At 46.7% G+C, this 16,371-nt stretch carries 12 protein-coding genes; 8 read left to right on the top strand and 4 right to left on the bottom strand.

The features are described 5' to 3' along the window. Positions 1–13: 13 nt before the first annotated feature. A complete protein-coding gene (gene uvrA, locus QUD86_RS08440) occupies positions 14–2,908 on the bottom strand; it encodes an excinuclease ABC subunit UvrA (RefSeq protein WP_286296634.1) in 2,895 nt (964 codons plus the stop codon). Positions 2,909–2,945: 37 nt separating this feature from the next. Here uvrA and QUD86_RS08435 point away from each other — a divergent pair, with 37 nt between their 5' ends. Then, on the top strand, positions 2,946–4,124 hold the full coding sequence (locus tag QUD86_RS08435) for an MFS transporter (protein WP_286296632.1): 1,179 nt from the start codon (positions 2,946–2,948) through the stop codon (positions 4,122–4,124). 40 nt (positions 4,125–4,164) lie between these two features. Further along, positions 4,165–4,620 (top strand): single-stranded DNA-binding protein, encoded by a 456-nt coding sequence (gene ssb / locus QUD86_RS08430; RefSeq protein WP_286296631.1) that lies wholly within the window; start codon positions 4,165–4,167, stop codon positions 4,618–4,620. Between the two features lie 60 nt (positions 4,621–4,680). On the opposite strand, the gene queF is transcribed toward ssb, so the two are convergent. Genes queF through ilvA form a run of 3 tightly spaced genes read right to left on the bottom strand, consistent with a single transcriptional unit; the run spans position 4,681 to position 7,989 of the window. Next, on the bottom strand, positions 4,681–5,508 hold the full coding sequence (queF, locus tag QUD86_RS08425; protein ID WP_286296630.1) for an NADPH-dependent 7-cyano-7-deazaguanine reductase QueF: 828 nt from the start codon (positions 5,506–5,508) through the stop codon (positions 4,681–4,683). Between the two features lie 37 nt (positions 5,509–5,545). Further along, complete coding sequence (locus tag QUD86_RS08420) at positions 5,546–6,469, bottom strand: 5'-nucleotidase (RefSeq protein WP_286296629.1); 924 nt, start codon at positions 6,467–6,469, stop codon at positions 5,546–5,548. After that, a complete protein-coding gene (gene ilvA / locus QUD86_RS08415; RefSeq protein WP_286296628.1) occupies positions 6,469–7,989 on the bottom strand; it encodes a threonine ammonia-lyase, biosynthetic in 1,521 nt (506 codons plus the stop codon). Before ilvA ends, QUD86_RS08420 begins: the two co-directional genes overlap by 1 nt. Before the next feature lie 133 nt (positions 7,990–8,122). On the opposite strand from ilvA, the gene QUD86_RS08410 reads away from it, so the two are divergent. Genes QUD86_RS08410 through ubiB form a run of 6 tightly spaced genes read left to right on the top strand, consistent with a single transcriptional unit; the run spans position 8,123 to position 16,336 of the window. Beyond that, positions 8,123–11,965 (top strand): DUF3683 domain-containing protein, encoded by a 3,843-nt coding sequence (locus QUD86_RS08410; RefSeq protein ID WP_286296627.1) that lies wholly within the window; start codon positions 8,123–8,125, stop codon positions 11,963–11,965. After that, complete coding sequence (locus QUD86_RS08405) at positions 11,965–12,354, top strand: gamma-butyrobetaine hydroxylase family protein (protein ID WP_286296626.1); 390 nt, start codon at positions 11,965–11,967, stop codon at positions 12,352–12,354. Before QUD86_RS08410 ends, QUD86_RS08405 begins: the two co-directional genes overlap by 1 nt. Next, complete coding sequence (gene ubiE, locus QUD86_RS08400; RefSeq protein ID WP_286296625.1) at positions 12,354–13,097, top strand: bifunctional demethylmenaquinone methyltransferase/2-methoxy-6-polyprenyl-1,4-benzoquinol methylase UbiE; 744 nt, start codon at positions 12,354–12,356, stop codon at positions 13,095–13,097. The genes QUD86_RS08405 and ubiE overlap by 1 nt, the downstream gene beginning before the upstream one ends. A gap of 56 nt (positions 13,098–13,153) precedes the next feature. Beyond that, on the top strand, positions 13,154–14,077 hold the full coding sequence (locus QUD86_RS08395; RefSeq protein ID WP_286296624.1) for a Tim44 domain-containing protein: 924 nt from the start codon (positions 13,154–13,156) through the stop codon (positions 14,075–14,077). Positions 14,078–14,128: 51 nt separating this feature from the next. Beyond that, the gene (locus QUD86_RS08390) at positions 14,129–14,746 is read left to right on the top strand and encodes a ubiquinone biosynthesis accessory factor UbiJ (protein WP_286296622.1); all 618 of its coding nucleotides are present in this window, start codon (positions 14,129–14,131) and stop codon (positions 14,744–14,746) included. Between the two features lie 6 nt (positions 14,747–14,752). After that, complete coding sequence (gene ubiB, locus QUD86_RS08385; protein ID WP_286296618.1) at positions 14,753–16,336, top strand: ubiquinone biosynthesis regulatory protein kinase UbiB; 1,584 nt, start codon at positions 14,753–14,755, stop codon at positions 16,334–16,336. Positions 16,337–16,371: the final 35 nt, after the last annotated feature.

Here is a 16,371-nt window from a genome sequence, read left to right as displayed (position 1 = left end):
GCAATTGCTGTAGTTACTTTTTCTTTTTAACGGCTACTGCTGGTGTCTTTCGAACGAGTAGCGGCGCTAAATAATGACCCGTAAAGCTGGCCTTGTTTTTAGCGACTTCTTCGGGTGTTCCGGTAGCAATAATTTGTCCACCACCGGCACCGCCTTTAGGGCCTAAGTCAATAATCCAGTCAGCAGTCTTAATCACATCTAGGTTGTGCTCAATAATCACAATCGTATTACCTTGCTTTTTCAGTGTTTGCAAAACCGTCAGTAGTAGCTGAATGTCATGAAAATGTAGACCTGTTGTTGGTTCATCCAAAATGTACAAAGTTCTGCCGGTATCACGCTTAGAAAGTTCCAACGAAAGTTTGACCCGTTGTGCCTCTCCGCCCGATAGGGTAGTGGCGCTTTGACCTAATTTGACATAGCCAAGACCAACATCCAAAAGTGTTTTGAGTTTGCGTTTAACAATCGGTACTGCCTCAAAGAAATCATGGGCTTGTTCGATAGTCATCGATAGCACTTCATGAATATTCTTTCCTTTATAGCGAATATCCAAAGTTTCTCGGTTGTAACGTTTTCCATGACAGACGTCACAAGGTACATAGACGTCGGGCAAGAAGTGCATCTCTACCTTAATCACGCCATCACCTTCGCAGGCATCGCAACGACCCCCTTTGACATTAAAGGAGAAGCGTCCTGCTTCATAGCCGCGCTCACGAGATGCGGGTACGCCGCAAAAGAGTTCGCGAATGGGGGTAAATAAACCCGTGTAAGTGGCTGGGTTAGAGCGGGGTGTCCGACCAATTGGCGATTGATCTACGCTAATCACTTTATCGAAATGCTCTAGGCCTTTGATAGCATCGTGTGCCGCAGGCTCTGCATTAGAGCCATAAATATGATGTGCAACTGCATGATGCAGGGTGTCATTAATGAGAGTAGATTTACCGGATCCTGAAACACCAGTAACGCAAGTCAATAAACCAACTGGAATTTGTGCGTGGACCGATTGCAAATTATTGCCGCGGGCCCCGATAATTTCTAAGAAGCGATCATTTACAGGGATTCGTTTTTCGGGAACAGCAATCCACTCACGTCCAGATAGGTAGGCGCCTGTTAATGATTTTGGATTTGCCTCTACCTCGGCTGGCGTACCTTGGGCTACTACCTCGCCACCATGGACGCCGGCACCAGGACCAATGTCAATCACATAGTCTGATGCACGAATCATATCTTCATCATGCTCGACAACCAGAACGCTGTTACCTAAGTCGCGCAGGTGCTTTAGTGTGCCGATGAGACGATCGTTATCACGTTGATGTAAGCCAATGGATGGCTCATCTAATACGTACATGACTCCAGTAAGGCCAGAGCCAATCTGGGATGCCAGACGAATACGTTGCGCCTCTCCACCTGACAGGGTGTCGGCACTTCGCTCTAAGGAGAGATAGTCTAAACCCACATCATTTAAAAATCGTAAGCGTGAGCTAATCTCAATGACGATCTTGTCAGCGATTTCTCGTTTAGCGCCTTTTAAGGCTAGCACTTCAAAATATTCTTTTGCTTCTTTTAGAGGTAGAGCGCTAATTTCAAAAATGGCGCGGGACTGCTTACCTTCGCCTACCTTCACAAAACGCGCCTCTTTGCGCAAACGACTACCGTTGCACGCCGGGCAGGTTTGTACATTTTGGTAGCGAGCTAATTCTTCGCGTACGGTGGCAGAGTCAGTCTCTCGATAGCGACGTTCAAAGTTCGCAACAATACCTTCAAACGCATGCTCACGAACGCTATTTTTACCACGCTCGTTAATATACTCAAATGGAATAGTGATGTCACCCGAGCCCAGCAAAATCAGATCTTGTTGTTTCTTATTAAGCGTCTCGAATGGTTTTTCAACGTCAAAGCCACCATGCTTGGCAAGCGTCTGCAAAAGCTTGAAGTAAAACTGATTACGGCGGTCCCAACCTTTAATGGCACCCGATGCCAGTGATAAGTCAGGATGAGCAACAATTCGTTTGGGATCAAAGAAAGACTGGTGACCTAAGCCGTCACATGATGGGCAGGCCCCCATCGGATTATTAAATGAGAAGAGACGTGGCTCTAGCTCTTGCAAGGAGTAAGAGCAGACCGGGCAAGCAAACTTGCTGGAGAAAATCATCTCTTTGCCAGTATCCATATTAACAATCATGGCCTTGCCCTCAGCCAGACGAAGGGCTGTTTCAAAAGACTCGGCCAAGCGTTGCTGAATATCGGGACGTACTTTAATTCGATCAACCACTACTTCAATAGAATGCTTCTCGTTCTTTTTGAGTTCGGGAAGTTGGTCTACTTCAAAGATTTCAGCTTTGGCGGTATTCGTTGTGCCGCCGCCAGAGCGCACCCGAAAGCGAACAAAGCCTTGAGCTTGCAAGTCCTGAAATAGGTCTACAAACTCCCCTTTACGCTCCGCTACTACCGGAGCCAAAATCATCAGCTTGGTATCTTCGGGCATCGATAGTACGGTATCGACCATTTGAGAAACGCTTTGCGCCTCTAAAGGGAGATCATGTTCAGGGCAATGTGGAGTGCCGGCACGGGCAAACAGAAGCCGTAAATAGTCATGAATTTCGGTAACGGTGCCCACGGTGGAGCGTGGATTATGACTAGTTGCTTTTTGCTCAATGGAGATCGCAGGAGAAAGGCCCTCAATCGTATCAACGTCTGGCTTTTCCATTAATTGTAAGAACTGGCGGGCATAAGCAGACAAAGACTCTACATAGCGGCGCTGGCCCTCCGCATAAAGAGTATCAAAAGCCAGTGAGCTTTTACCTGAACCAGAGAGCCCAGTGAGGACAACCAGTTTTTCTCTAGGAATATCTAAGTTGATATTTTTGAGGTTGTGCGTGCGTGCACCGCGGATCTTAATTTCGTTATTCATGATTTTTTAGCGTAACTTGCTAATATAGTCCTTTCTTATGAATCCTTCTGAACTTCGCTCTACTTTGGCCTTAGCGGGCATCTTCGGCCTGCGTATGTTGGGCTTATTTTTGCTGTTACCAGTATTTAGCATTCATGCTCGCGGCTTGCCTGGGGGCGATCATGCGCTCTGGGTAGGGCTGGCTCTGGGGATCTTTAACATTGTTCAAGCGTGCTTTTACATTCCCCTAGGCAGGCTTTCGGATCGCATTGGGCGTAAGCCAGTGGTCCTGTGGGGCTTATCTTTATTTGTTGCTGGTGCCCTTATTTGCGCCGCAAAGGACGATTTACTCTGGATTGCGATTGGCAGAGGAATCATGGGTGCCGGGGCAGTTTCTGCAGCTATTTCTGCTTGGGTGGCCGACCTTACGCGGGAGCAGGTGCGCACCCGTGCTATGGCGCTGGTTGGTGGCAGCATTGCCCTCTCATTTGCTTTATCGCTGGTGATCGCAGCGCCGATCTACCGCGTGATTGGTTTGAGTGGTATTTTTGCCATACTAGCATCGTTAGGTGTTGGGGCAATGCTAGTTACCTACTATGTCTTACCTAGTTCTAAGCCTACAGCTCAAATTGAGCAGGCAAGCCTAAGGACGGTATTTTTGCGTCCTGAACTGATGCGACTCAATGCAGGTGTATTCGTTTTGCATGCCACTCAAGTAGCCATGTTTCTGGTAGTACCCCGTTTGTTAGTTCAGGCAGGGCTTCCGCTGGTATCGCATTGGCAGGTGTATCTTCCAGTGGTTTTACTATCCTTTTTCTTAATGGCCCCATTCATCATTTTTGGTGAGAAAAAGCAACAATTACGCAAAGTAATGCTGTTGGCAATTGTTTTACTGTTTATTGCTGAGTGCGCTTTTATTGGGGCTGATTCGGTCATGTCCATCGCCACCGCTTTATTGATTTATTTTGTCGGATTTAATCTACTAGAGGCGTTGCAGCCTAGCCTGGTTTCACGTTTTGCTAAAGAATCCAAAGGAACTGCTCTAGGGGTTTACAACACTACCCAATCGATTGGGCTCTTTACAGGGGCTGTAGCAGGGGGTTGGTTGATGGATAGCCAGGGAGATTTATCGGTCTTTGCCATGGGCGCAGCACTACTTTTATGCTGGCTTATAATTGCTTGGTCGATGCGTGAACTGCCTGCTAGGGCGGTAGATATTTCAACGACATCATCGTAGCTTCATTCATTAATAGCATCATTTTTCTTCGGGAGACAACATGGCTTCGGTAAATAAAGTCATCATCGTAGGTAACGTTGGACGTGATCCAGAAACGCGTTATATGCCAAGTGGCGACGCTGTTACCAACATTTCAGTGGCGACCTCTGATCGTTACAAAGATAAGCAAACTAGCGAGATGAAAGAAACCACAGAATGGCACCGCGTTGCGTTCTTTGGCAAGCTTGCTGAGATTGCTGGTCAGTATCTCAAAAAAGGTTCACAGGTTTACGTAGAGGGACGCTTACGAACACGTAAATGGACTGATGCTAGTGGTCAAGAAAAATACTCCACTGAAATTGTTGCAGACTCTATGCAGATGCTCGGTGGAAAGCCAGTGGGTGGTAGTGAAGGTGGCGGCGAAAGTTATGCCCGCTCAAAGCCTGTAGAGCACTCTGCCCCGGCATCTTCTAACGCCGCATCGCTGGGCGCAATGGATGACGATATTCCGTTTTAAATAGTATTTGCCCAATAAAAATCCCTTCTAGAGTTTTTCTACAAGGGATTTTTTTATGGACTACTGTCGAGCGTGTCGTGTATTTTCAGGCCAAGGTGCATTGTGGTCTGTGCGAAAAGGGTTGATATCTAAACCCCCTCTTCTGGTATAGCGTGCATAAACTGAAAGTTTTTCTGGCTTACATTGACGTTTGATATCGGTGAAGATGGTTTCAACGCAATGCTCATGGAACTCACCTAATTGTCTAAAACCGATCAGGTAGCGTAATAAACCTTCTTCTAAGATGGGGCGTCCTTGGTAACGAATTTGAATGCTAGCCCAATCTGGCTGGCCTGTGACTGGGCAATTTGATTTAAGTAAATGAGACACAAGGCATTGCTCAATAGGTCCAAAGTCTGCATTAACCTCTAGTAATGCCGAATCAGCGGCTAAGCTAGGATCGATTTCAATATCGAGGCGATCCATTAAAACGCCACTCATTTCTTGCATACCTTTTTTAGCGATTGTTTCTGGGAGAAAAATGCGCGTTGCAATCTTGCTACCAGCTACCTGAGAAAGATCCGTGATCAGTGTTTCGCGTAAGGCATTCTCATCTTCAAAACGCACGCTGTTCAGGCTATTGAGGTAGAGCTTGAAAGATTTAGATTCAATCATGTTTGGCGAATCTGCTGGCACCTGAAATTCTGCTAAGGCAATTTGGGGCTTTCCTTTTAAATTGAGCCAGCTTAATTCAAAAGCATTCCAAATGTCCACGCCAACAAAAGGAAGTGTTTGATTTTCTAAGAGCCTCAGCTTCAGGCGATTCTCTGCTCTAGGAATCGGGAATAAAACACTGGGATCATATTGATCAGGGTAAGCCGATTGCTGGCCTAAAGGTAATGTCGTCATACTATTATTTTCTTTAATCTTTTCAGTGCTTCGTTTTTTAGTTCTTTGGGTCTTCAGACTTTTGGCGGTTGGACACACCAGAAACAACGTGGCCTGTAGGCGCTACAGAGGCGGCAGACTGACAGTGACCGGTTTGATCATCAAAGAAAAAGTCTGGCTCAAATTCACGGAGAAACTCGCTCTTAGCAAGACCGCCTAAGAACATCGCCTCATCTACATCAATGCCCCAGGCCATTAAGGTGCGGATGGCACGTTCATGTGCGGGGGCAGAGCGAGCCGTTACTAGCGCAGTGCGAATACGCATCCCTTGTTCACTAGTGGTGCGCTGTAAGCGATGTAGTGCTTCTAATAATGGCTTGAAGGGGCCAGGCGGTAAAGGAATTGCAGCATTCTTACTCTCGTGATCAACAAAAGCCAGCAGGCCTTTACTCTGAAATACTTGTTCCGCTTCATCTGAAAATAAGACGGCATCTCCGTCAAATGCAATACGGATTTCATGCGGGTGAGATTCTGCTGTTTTGCTCGATTCTGGGTAAACACGAGCAGCTGGAAACCCGGCATCAATCGTAGCGCGAACATCATCCTCATTTGCTGAGAGAAATAAGTTCGCATGTAAAGAGCGCAAATAGTGATAGGGCGCGCGACCCCTAGTAAACACTCCCCGCTCAAGGTGAAGGCCATGATGTTTGGCGGAGCGGAAGACACGTAAGCCACTTACAGGATCATTGCGAGAAAGAATAACAACCTCAACGCGTTGCTCACCCTCCTCGTTAAAAGCTAAGAGTTTTTTTACTAATGGAAAGGCAACACCCTTTTGAGCAGCATTACCTAGGCGATCTAGCTGCAGCTTCATATAAGCGCTGTCATCAGAAGATTCGAAGAGGCGATTCTCTTCTTCAAAATCAAAGAGGGCGCGAGATGAAATCGCTACAACCAGTTTGCCAGTGAGTGAATAGGACATTATTTTAAGAAGAGACGGTAAGCGGGGTTATCGGTTTCATTCCAATGCGGATATCCCAAGCTAGCTAAAAAATGTTGAAATTGCTTTTGCTCATTCTTGGGTACCTGGATCCCTACCAAGATGCGACCATAATCAGCACCATGATTACGGTAATGAAAGAGGCTAATATTCCAGTTCGGTGCCATGCTGGTCAGAAATCTCATTAACGCACCTGGGCGCTCTGGGAATTCAAAACGGTATAGCAGCTCATCTTGAGCAAGGGCTGATCGGCCTCCGACCATGTGGCGTAGGTGGGATTTGGCTAACTCATCATGCGTTAAATCAATGGTGGAAAATTTCGCTTTACGAAAATGTTTTGCTATCGCGGTGCTATCAGTCGCTTTTTGTGTAGCAATACCAATAAAAATATGGGCTTCACTTTGATCGGCGATGCGATAGTTAAATTCCGTCACGTTACGATTGCCCAACAATTCACAAAAACGCTTAAAGGAGCCGCGTTCTTCTGGAATGGTGACAGCAAAAACAGCTTCACGGCTTTCACCTACATCCGCACGCTCAGCAACAAAACGCAGGCGACTAAAATTCATGTTGGCGCCACAGGCAACGGCAACTAAGGTTTTCTTTCTAAGACGATGTTTTTCAACGTATTTTTTCATGCCAGCAATGGCTAGAGCACCAGCAGGCTCCAAAATACTGCGAGTGTCAGTGAAGACATCATTGATCGCCGCGCAGATTTCATCGGTATCTACCGTAATGATGTCATCAACTACGCGCTTGCAAATACGAAACGTTTCTTTACCAACCAGCTTAACCGCAGTACCGTCGGAAAACAGACCAACATCTTTCATTTCAATGCGCTTATTGGCTTCAAGTGATCTTCTCATGGCATCTGAATCAACAGATTGAACACCAATGACTTTTGTTTTTGGGCTCACAGCTTTGACATATTCACCAATGCCGGCAATTAAGCCGCCGCCGCCAATAGCTACAAAAATGGCATCTATCGGAGCTGGATGTTGCGCAAAAATCTCCAGGGCAATCGTGCCTTGGCCAGCGATTACATCAGGGTCGTCAAAAGGGTGAACAAAGGTCAGCCCCCGCTTTTTCTCCAAAAGCTCGGAATATTGAAAGGCATCACTGTAGGATTCCCCGTGTAGGATGACTTCAACCCAAGAGCCTCCCCTAGCCTTCACAGCATCCACTTTGAGGCTGGGAGTAGTTAGCGGCATCACGATCACAGCCTTGCACTTCATTTTGGCAGCTGCTAAGGCTACCCCTTGGGCATGGTTGCCGGCTGAAGCGGCGATTACTCCACGTTTTAAGGCCTCAGGGGGCAAATTCACCATTTTGTTATAGGCGCCACGCAGTTTGAAAGAGAAAACCGGCTGGTTATCCTCTCTTTTGAGCAAAATCTGGTTACCTAAGCGCTTGGTCAGTTCGGGCGCTAGCTGGAGCTCTGTTTCTCTGGCCACATCGTAGACACGGGCCGATAAAATTTTCTTTAAATAGTTCGTTGCCATCCGATGAGCGTACCATGAATGAGGCCTAAGCCCTTCAATTTGAAAGGGTTTATCCCTTTTGGCGACAACTTTCTGGGTTTCCTGCCAATATGAACTTCATCAATTAAAATGCATATTTATCAGTTATGAAGCTATGAACGCACCCTTAGGTTTGACCCAACTATTAAATGCTGATGCGGCCACCCCCCGCCTCCGCGAAATTCCCTACAACTACACCTCATTTTCCGATCGTGAGATCGTGATTCGCCTTCTGGGTGAGGAATCTTGGCGTGTACTGAATGATCTACGTGGAGTTCGTCGTACAGGACGCTCGGCTCGGATGCTATTCGAAGTTTTGGGTGATATTTGGGTAGTTCAACGCAATCCGTTTCTTCAAGATGATTTATTGGATAACGCGAATCGCCGTCAATTACTCATTGATGCTCTCTGGCATCGCCTTGGTGAAGTAAAGAAGCGATCTAGCGGAGAGTCAGCTGAACAAGTACGGGTTTTATTAGAAGCTGCTAATGGCGCTGTAGATCGTTTTGAGCAAGGCTTTAAAGAGGTTGGTGAAATTCGTAAGCGCGCTCTTAAGCTGCTGGGTCGGCATACCGCGACTGACAATATTTGCTTTGATGGCGTATCGCGTGCGGCACACGTTACAGATGCAACAGATTGGCGTGTGGAGTTTCCGTTGGTGGTACTAAAGCCGGATTACGAATCAGAAATTCCTGGTTTAGTGAAGGCCTGTATTGAGTTGGGATTGACCATTGTTCCCCGTGGTGGTGGCACTGGTTATACCGGTGGTGCTATTCCGCTTTATGCATTGTCAGCAGTCATTAATACTGAAAAGCTTGAGCAAATCGATGGCGTTAAAAGTAAGCGCTTGCCAGGTGTAGATCACGAGGTCTCAACCATTTTTACGGGTGCAGGTGTAGTGACTCGTCGTGTCGCAGACGCAGCAGATCGTGTCGGATTGGTATTTGCAGTGGATCCTACGTCAGCTGATGCTAGTTGCATCGGTGGCAATATTGCCATGAATGCAGGCGGTAAAAAAGCAGTTCTTTGGGGTACTGCATTAGATAACTTAGCTAGTTGGCGGATGGTAGACCCAGAAGGTAACTGGTTAGACGTTGAGCGTCTTGACCACAATTTGGGAAAAATTCATATAGTGGATCAGGTGCGCTTTCAGTTAACCTGGTCTGATGGCTTAAGCGAGCCGGGTGCACGTGTGCTCAAAACAGAAATACTAGAAGTTGCGGGGAAGAAATTTCGTAAAGAGGGTTTGGGTAAAGACGTTACCGATAAGTTTTTATCTGGCTTACCAGGCGTTCAAAAAGAGGGCTGCGATGGCCTTATTACCAGTGCTACTTGGATCTTGCATCGCATGCCAAAGTACATGCGCACTGTTTGTTTGGAGTTTTTTGGACAAGCCCGAGAAGCGATTCCTAGCATTGTTGAAATTAAGGCTTACCTCGATGGTTTAACCAAGGATGGCGGACCAATATTGGCTGGCTTAGAGCACTTAGACGATCGGTACTTACGAGCGGTGGGTTACTCAACGAAGTCCAAGCGCAACAACATGCCAAAAATGGTTTTAATTGGGGATATTGCTGGCGATAACGAAGAGGCAGTAGCTGCAGCAACAAGTGAAGTAGTCCGCATGGCTAATCTTCGTGTGGGTGAGGGTTTTGTAGCGGTCAGTGCTGAGGCACGTAAAAAGTTTTGGTTAGACCGTGCCCGTACCGCAGCGATTGCTCGTCACACCAATGCCTTCAAAATTAATGAAGATGTGGTGATTCCCTTGCCTCGCATGGGTGAGTACACCGATGGTATTGAGCGCATCAATATTGAACTGTCTTTAAAAAATAAACTACAAGTTTTAGATGGTCTTGAATCTTTCCTCAATAAGAGTCCATTACCGCTGGGTAAGTCGACTGAGGAAGATGACGACATCTCGACCGCAGAAATCTTAGGCGATCGCGTACAGCAGGCGCTTGAATTGATTGCCAATGTGCGGGCGCGATGGTCTGAGTGGTTAACTCAGATGGATACCTATTTTCCGGATTTGCAAAATTACAGTCTGCGTTCTTCCTGGAAATCAGAGGTTCGCGCAGAGCTCAGAATCATTTTTGGCGGCTTAGCATTTGAACCGATTTTGAGTGAGCTGGAAGCGATTCACAAGAAGATTTTACGCAAGCGGGTTTTTGTGGCGCTGCATATGCATGCAGGTGATGGCAACGTTCACACCAATATTCCAGTGAACTCAGATGATTATGAGATGTTGCAAGACGCACATCGCTCTGTTGATCGCATTATGAAGCTAGCGCGCTCTTTAGATGGCGTGATTTCAGGAGAGCATGGAATTGGTATTACGAAGTTGGAGTACTTGACGGAAGAAGAGTTAAAAGATTTCCGTAGTTACAAAAATCGCGTGGATCCCGAGGGTCGATTTAATAAAGGCAAGTTGATGCCTCATGCTGATCTAAGTATGGCTTATACCCCCAGCTTTGGTTTAATGGGTCATGAGTCCATCATCATGCAGCAGAGTGACATTGGCGCGATTGCTGACAGCATCAAAGACTGTTTGCGTTGCGGTAAGTGCAAACCAGTTTGCGCAACGCATGTACCACGCGCTAACTTACTCTACAGTCCACGTGACAAAATTTTAGCTACTTCGTTGCTGATTGAAGCCTTCTTATATGAAGAGCAAACCCGCCGCGGCATTTCGATTCGGCACTGGGAAATGTTTGATGACGTTGCAGCACATTGCACAGTTTGTCATAAGTGTTTGACGCCTTGCCCAGTGAATATTGACTTTGGTGAAGTGTCGATGAATATGCGTAATTTATTGCGCAAAATGGGGCAGCAAAAATTCAATCCCGGCACGGCAGCATCCATGTTCTTTTTGAATGCGACTAACCCAGATACGATTAACTTGGCCCGTAAAGTCATGATTGGCTGGGGTTACAAAGCGCAACGCTTGGGTAATGACGTATTGCGCAAGTTTGCCCGTAAGCAAACGGCTCATCCACCGGCTACTGTTGGTAAGCCTGCGATAAAAGAACAGGTGATCTTCTTCATTAACAAGAAAATGCCTGGAAATTTGCCTAAGAAAACTGCTAGAGCCTTGCTTGATATTGAAGATGCAAACTACGTGCCAATTATTCGGGATCCCAAAACAACGACGGCAGATACTGAGGCAGTATTTTATTTCCCGGGCTGTGGCTCCGAGCGTTTGTTTTCGCAGGTGGGATTGGCAACGCAAGCAATGTTATGGGAGGTCGGTGTCCAAACAGTATTGCCTCCGGGCTATCTGTGCTGCGGATATCCTCAGCGCGGTAATGGTGATTTCGATAAAGCTGAAAAAATGATTACCGACAATCGGGTTCTTTTTCATCGCGTGGCGAATACCTTAAATTACTTGGATATCAAGACGGTAGTAGTTTCTTGTGGAACTTGCTATGACCAATTAGCGGGCTATCAGTTTGATCAGATTTTCCCTGGATGTCGCATTATTGATATTCATGAATACCTGCTGGAAAAAGGCGTGAAGCTAACAAATGTGACTGGGGTTAAATATATGTATCACGACCCATGCCATTCTCCGATGAAGTTGCAAGATCCGATGAAGACGGTCAATGAGTTGATACAGCAAGAAGACGGCAAGGCCATAGAGAAGAATGAACGTTGCTGTGGTGAGTCGGGAACCTTAGCAGTGACTCGTCCTGATATCTCAACACAAATACGCTTCCGTAAAGAGATTGAAATGGAGAAGGGTGCCGATGCTTTGCGTGAAGGTAATTTCACGGGTGAAGTGAAGGTTCTGACTAGTTGCCCATCGTGTTTGCAGGGTCTCAGCCGTTTTGATGCTGATAGCGGAACTACCGCAGATTACATCGTAGTCGAGATGGCTCAGAAATTATTAGGCCCAGATTGGATGCAAGACTATGTTGCTAAAGCCAATCAAGGTGGCATTGAAAGGGTATTGGTTTAATGATTCCAACAAATATCGTGGTACACCAGCACTCCAAGGTTTTAGAGTTGACTTATCAGGATGGCCATGTATTTCGTTTGCCATTTGAATTTCTGAGAGTGGTATCTCCTTCTGCTGAAGTCCAAGGACATGGCCCTGGGCAAGAGACTTTACAAACGGGTAAGCGAGAGGTATTGATCGCCAATATTGAGCCAGTTGGTCACTATGCCATCAAACCTTCCTTTTCTGATGGACACGACTCTGGTTTGTATTCTTGGGACTATCTACAGTTTCTCTGTGAGCATTATGACTCCATATGGAAAGAGCATTTAGATAAACTAGCTGCCGCTGGCGTTGATCGAGATGCACCGATGAATGTAGCCGGCGGAAAGTCCTGCGGTACCCACTGATGAGCAAAACGCATTTTGGATATCAGAGTGTCGATGAGGCAGAAAAAGCGGGAAAGGTCGCAGAGGTTTTTCACTCGGTAGCAAGTAAATATGATGTGATGAATGACTTTATGTCATTCGGCCTACATCGCTTGTGGAAAAAAGTGACGATCGCTCGTGCCCAAGTTCGTCCCGGCCAAAAGGTTTTGGATATCGCCGGTGGAACCGGAGATCTCGCGGGGGCATTTGCCCGCGCAGCGGGTTGGGGGCAGAATCATGATGCACAAGTGTGGCTAAGTGACATTAATGCATCCATGCTGGGAGTAGGCCGCGATCGTCAGTTAGATCAAGGCCTTGCTCTGCCCTGTGTTCAATTCGACGCAGAAAAAATCCCCTTTCCAGGAAACCATTTTGATGTTGTAACGGTTGCTTTTGGCCTGCGTAATATGACGCACAAAGATGTTGCTTTGGGAGAAATGCTGAGGGTGATTAAGCCAGGAGGGCGAGTCTTAGTCCTCGAGTTCTCTCAACCCGATGCTTTTCTAAAGCCGGTCTATGACGCCTACTCATTTAAGGTTTTACCCTGGTTGGGTGAGAAAATCGCCCAAGATGCTGAAAGTTACCGTTATTTAGCGGAGTCTATTCGTATGCACCCGGATGCACAAGCGCTGAAAGAGTTGATGCTGTCGGTTGGTTTTGATGAAGTTGATACCCATAGGATGACTGGGGGTATCGTTGCTTTGCATATTGGTATTAAATACTGATAGTTCTGATATTTTTAGCACTTAAGAATTTAAGTAGTTCCATAGGAGACAAAAAGATGAATAAGCATTTTTTCAAAGCAGTACTAGTGAGTTTAAGTTTGTTATTTGCTTCTGTTGGCCATGTTGATGCTGCTCGCCTTGGTGGTGGGAAAAGTTTTGGCAAAGCACCAAGTGCGCCAATGCAAAAACAAGTTGCCCCAACCCCAAAACCAGCGCAGCAGGCTCAGCCAGCTGCTCCAGCGCCAGCACCAGCTGCTGCACCCAGTCGCTTTGGGGGTATGGGCGGTATCTTGGGCGGCTTAGCTGCAGGGCTTGGAATTGGTTATCTTTTGTCCCATTTTGGCTTAGGTGATGCTGCCTCATCCATGATCACTGGTCTATTAATAGCAGTGTTGGCAGGCTTTGTATTAATGTTCGTTATTAGAAAGTTGCTACCCACTTTATCTGGAGCAGGCCGTAGCCCACAAGTACCATCTCAGGGCATGCAGCGTACCCAGATGGATCAGGCGCCTAGACAGGAGCCCGCATTTACACCGGCTGCAAATGCTTTTAGCGGAGCTGGTGCCATGGCCTCTCAGCCCGAACCTGCACCGTTTGTGTCAACATTGCCGCCAGGATTCGATGAATACGCCTTTTTAGAAAATGCTAAGCAGTATTTTGTGGGTTTGCAAAAAGCCTGGGACAAGGTTGACTTAGTAGCTTTACGTGAGTTTGCGACACCAGAGATGTTTGCGACGATTGAGCAAGATCTCTCTGGTCGTGCTGATGCCGCTAATCAAACGGAAGTAGTAACGCTGAATGCCCAGTTATTGGGTGTTGAGACTGTTGGCGATACTTATTACTGCAGTGTTCAGTTTTCCGGCATGATTCGTGAGCAGGCCGATGCGCCTGCTAATAACTTTACTGAGGTTTGGAATCTCAGTAAGCCGGTAACTGGTCCTGGTGGTTGGGTACTGGCGGGTATCCAGCAGTTAGTTTAAGCTTAGATACTTTCCACTGAAAGCCCGCACTTGTGCGGGTTTTTTACACTGATGAACACTATCTCTCCAGCAAGCCACTCTATTGCAGCAGCTACAGCCTGTCGTGGCATTAATCATGTATTGACTGCAGAGCCTTGGGCTCTGTCTGAGCTAGCTAGGCATGCAGGTAAGGTGATACTGCTGAAACTTCCGGTAGGAGACCTATATTTTGAGTTGACGCCCGAGGGTTTGCTGGCAGCTTCACCAGCTGTAGAGGTTTCCACCTTGGAGTTGTTAATATCAGCAGATGGGTTGACTGCATTGATGGGGGGCTCTGGAAGTTTTCGAGACCAGGCCATCAAGGCAGTACGAATTACTGGAGATGCCGATCTAGCTCAGTTATTAGGTCGACTCGCTGGTCAGGTTCGCTGGGAATATGAAGAGGATTTAGCGCGCTTTATCGGCGATGCTCCAGCGCACTTTGCGGTGCAGCAGGGTCAGAAACTCATATTATCTGGACGTGCTGCAGTAAAAGATCTACTAGAAAATATGGTTGAGTACATCAGCGAAGAAAAAAAGATACTTTTAAATAAGCAGGATTTTATGGTTCGCAAGAATGAATTAAGCGCTTTACGTGATGCGGTGGATCGCATGGAAAAACGCATCCAATTTTTAGAGAAAAAAGGTTAGTTCATAGTGCGTAGACTTGCCCGACTTTCATTTATTTTCTTTACTGCATGGCGTTATGGTTTGTTACCTTTACTTCGCGATATCCTCAAGCCAGGAATGCGTCGTGGCTTGTTATCAATCATTTGTTGGACATCGCCTGGGGAAGCTTTACCCAGGGGCATGCGAATTCGGTTAGCTTTAGAAGCGCTAGGCCCTATTTTTGTTAAGTTCGGACAAGTACTTTCGACTCGTCGTGACTTATTACCTGAAGATATTGCAAATGAATTGGCAAAGTTACAGGATCAAGTCCCACCCTTTTCTAATGAAGAATCTTGCCGCCTTATTGAGAAAGCATTGGGAAAGCCGATTGCAGAAATTTTCCTTGAATTTGATGCGACACCAGTAGCGAGCGCCTCTGTAGCGCAGGTTCACTTTGGTCTTTTACGTGGTACGGAGAAGTACCCAGAGTGGGAGGGTCGTGCTGTTGCCATCAAGGTCTTACGCCCCGGTATCCTCCCAGTAATTGAGGGTGATCTAGCGTTGTTGTATGACTTGGCAAAAATCATTGAACGAATTTCTGAAGATGGCCGTCGTTTAAAGCCTCGCGAGAACGTTGCTGAGTTTGATACTCACTTACATGATGAGTTGGACCTGATGAGGGAGGCTGCAAATGCCAGCCAACTTCGACGCTACTTCGCAGACTCTACTAAGCTGATGATTCCCGAAATGTATTGGGATTTATGCCATACCAATGTCATTGTGATGGAAAAAATGAATGGCATTTCTATTGGACGCACCGCAGATTTAAGAGCTGCAGGGGTAGACTTTAAAAAATTAGCCGCAGATGGTGTGGAGATCTTTTTTACACAAGTATTTGAGCATGGTTTTTTTCATGCGGATATGCACCCTGGAAACATCATGATTAGCTTGGAGCCAGAAACATTTGGCCGCTTCATTTCGCTTGATTTTGGGATTGTGGGGGCACTGAGTCAGTCTGATAAAAGTTATCTTGCCTTGAATTTCCTTGCCTTTTTCAATCGCGATTACCGACGAGTTGCAGAGTTACATATCGAATCTGGCTGGGTTCCTGCCAATACCCGCGTTGAAGAATTGGAAGGGGCGGTTCGTTCTGTTTGTGAGCCCTATTTTGATCGTCCTTTGAAGGAGATTTCTTTAGGCATTGTATTGATGCGTTTGTTCCAAACTTCGCGACGTTTTAAAGTGGAAATTCAACCTCAACTCACCCTGTTGCAAAAGACCTTATTAAATGTAGAGGGTCTTGCGCGTCAACTTGATCCCGACCTTGATCTTTGGAAGACTGCCAAGCCCATCTTAGAAAAATGGATCAGCCAGCAGCTAGGTTGGCGAGCCTTGGTAGACGGAGTCAAGGCTGAAGCACCTGGATGGGCTCAAATTCTGCCAACCTTACCCCGTTTGATCGCCGAGGCCTTGTCGCGCCCCCCGGTGCAATTAAAAGATCAAAAAGGCGAATTAGAAGTCTTAAAAGGTCTTTTACTGCAAGAAAGGCGTACCCATCGCTTACTGGTTGGGGCTTTACTGTTTGCAGGCGGGTTTTTGGCTGGTATCTTGCTGATTGGCTCGAATCTTTAGTGGCGTTATCGCCATACTGCGCCTAACCCGCTAAA

Source organism: Polynucleobacter sp. TUM22923, assembly GCF_030295705.1.
Lineage (GTDB): Bacteria > Pseudomonadota > Gammaproteobacteria > Burkholderiales > Burkholderiaceae > Polynucleobacter.
This window is presented reverse-complemented; position numbering and strand designations above follow the sequence as displayed.

Excerpts from the sequence above, each read along its gene's own strand:
- uvrA (WP_286296634.1), bottom strand. The coding sequence starts at position 2,908 with ATGAATAACGAAATTAAGATCCGCGGTGCACGCACGCACAACCTCAAA.
- QUD86_RS08435 (WP_286296632.1), top strand. The coding sequence starts at position 2,946 with ATGAATCCTTCTGAACTTCGCTCTACTTTGGCCTTAGCGGGCATCTTC.
- ssb (WP_286296631.1), top strand. The coding sequence starts at position 4,165 with ATGGCTTCGGTAAATAAAGTCATCATCGTAGGTAACGTTGGACGTGAT.
- queF (WP_286296630.1), bottom strand. The coding sequence starts at position 5,508 with ATGACGACATTACCTTTAGGCCAGCAATCGGCTTACCCTGATCAATAT.
- QUD86_RS08420 (WP_286296629.1), bottom strand. The coding sequence starts at position 6,469 with ATGTCCTATTCACTCACTGGCAAACTGGTTGTAGCGATTTCATCTCGC.
- ilvA (WP_286296628.1), bottom strand. The coding sequence starts at position 7,989 with ATGGCAACGAACTATTTAAAGAAAATTTTATCGGCCCGTGTCTACGAT.
- QUD86_RS08410 (WP_286296627.1), top strand. The coding sequence starts at position 8,123 with ATGAACGCACCCTTAGGTTTGACCCAACTATTAAATGCTGATGCGGCC.
- QUD86_RS08405 (WP_286296626.1), top strand. The coding sequence starts at position 11,965 with ATGATTCCAACAAATATCGTGGTACACCAGCACTCCAAGGTTTTAGAG.
- ubiE (WP_286296625.1), top strand. The coding sequence starts at position 12,354 with ATGAGCAAAACGCATTTTGGATATCAGAGTGTCGATGAGGCAGAAAAA.
- QUD86_RS08395 (WP_286296624.1), top strand. The coding sequence starts at position 13,154 with ATGAATAAGCATTTTTTCAAAGCAGTACTAGTGAGTTTAAGTTTGTTA.
- QUD86_RS08390 (WP_286296622.1), top strand. The coding sequence starts at position 14,129 with ATGAACACTATCTCTCCAGCAAGCCACTCTATTGCAGCAGCTACAGCC.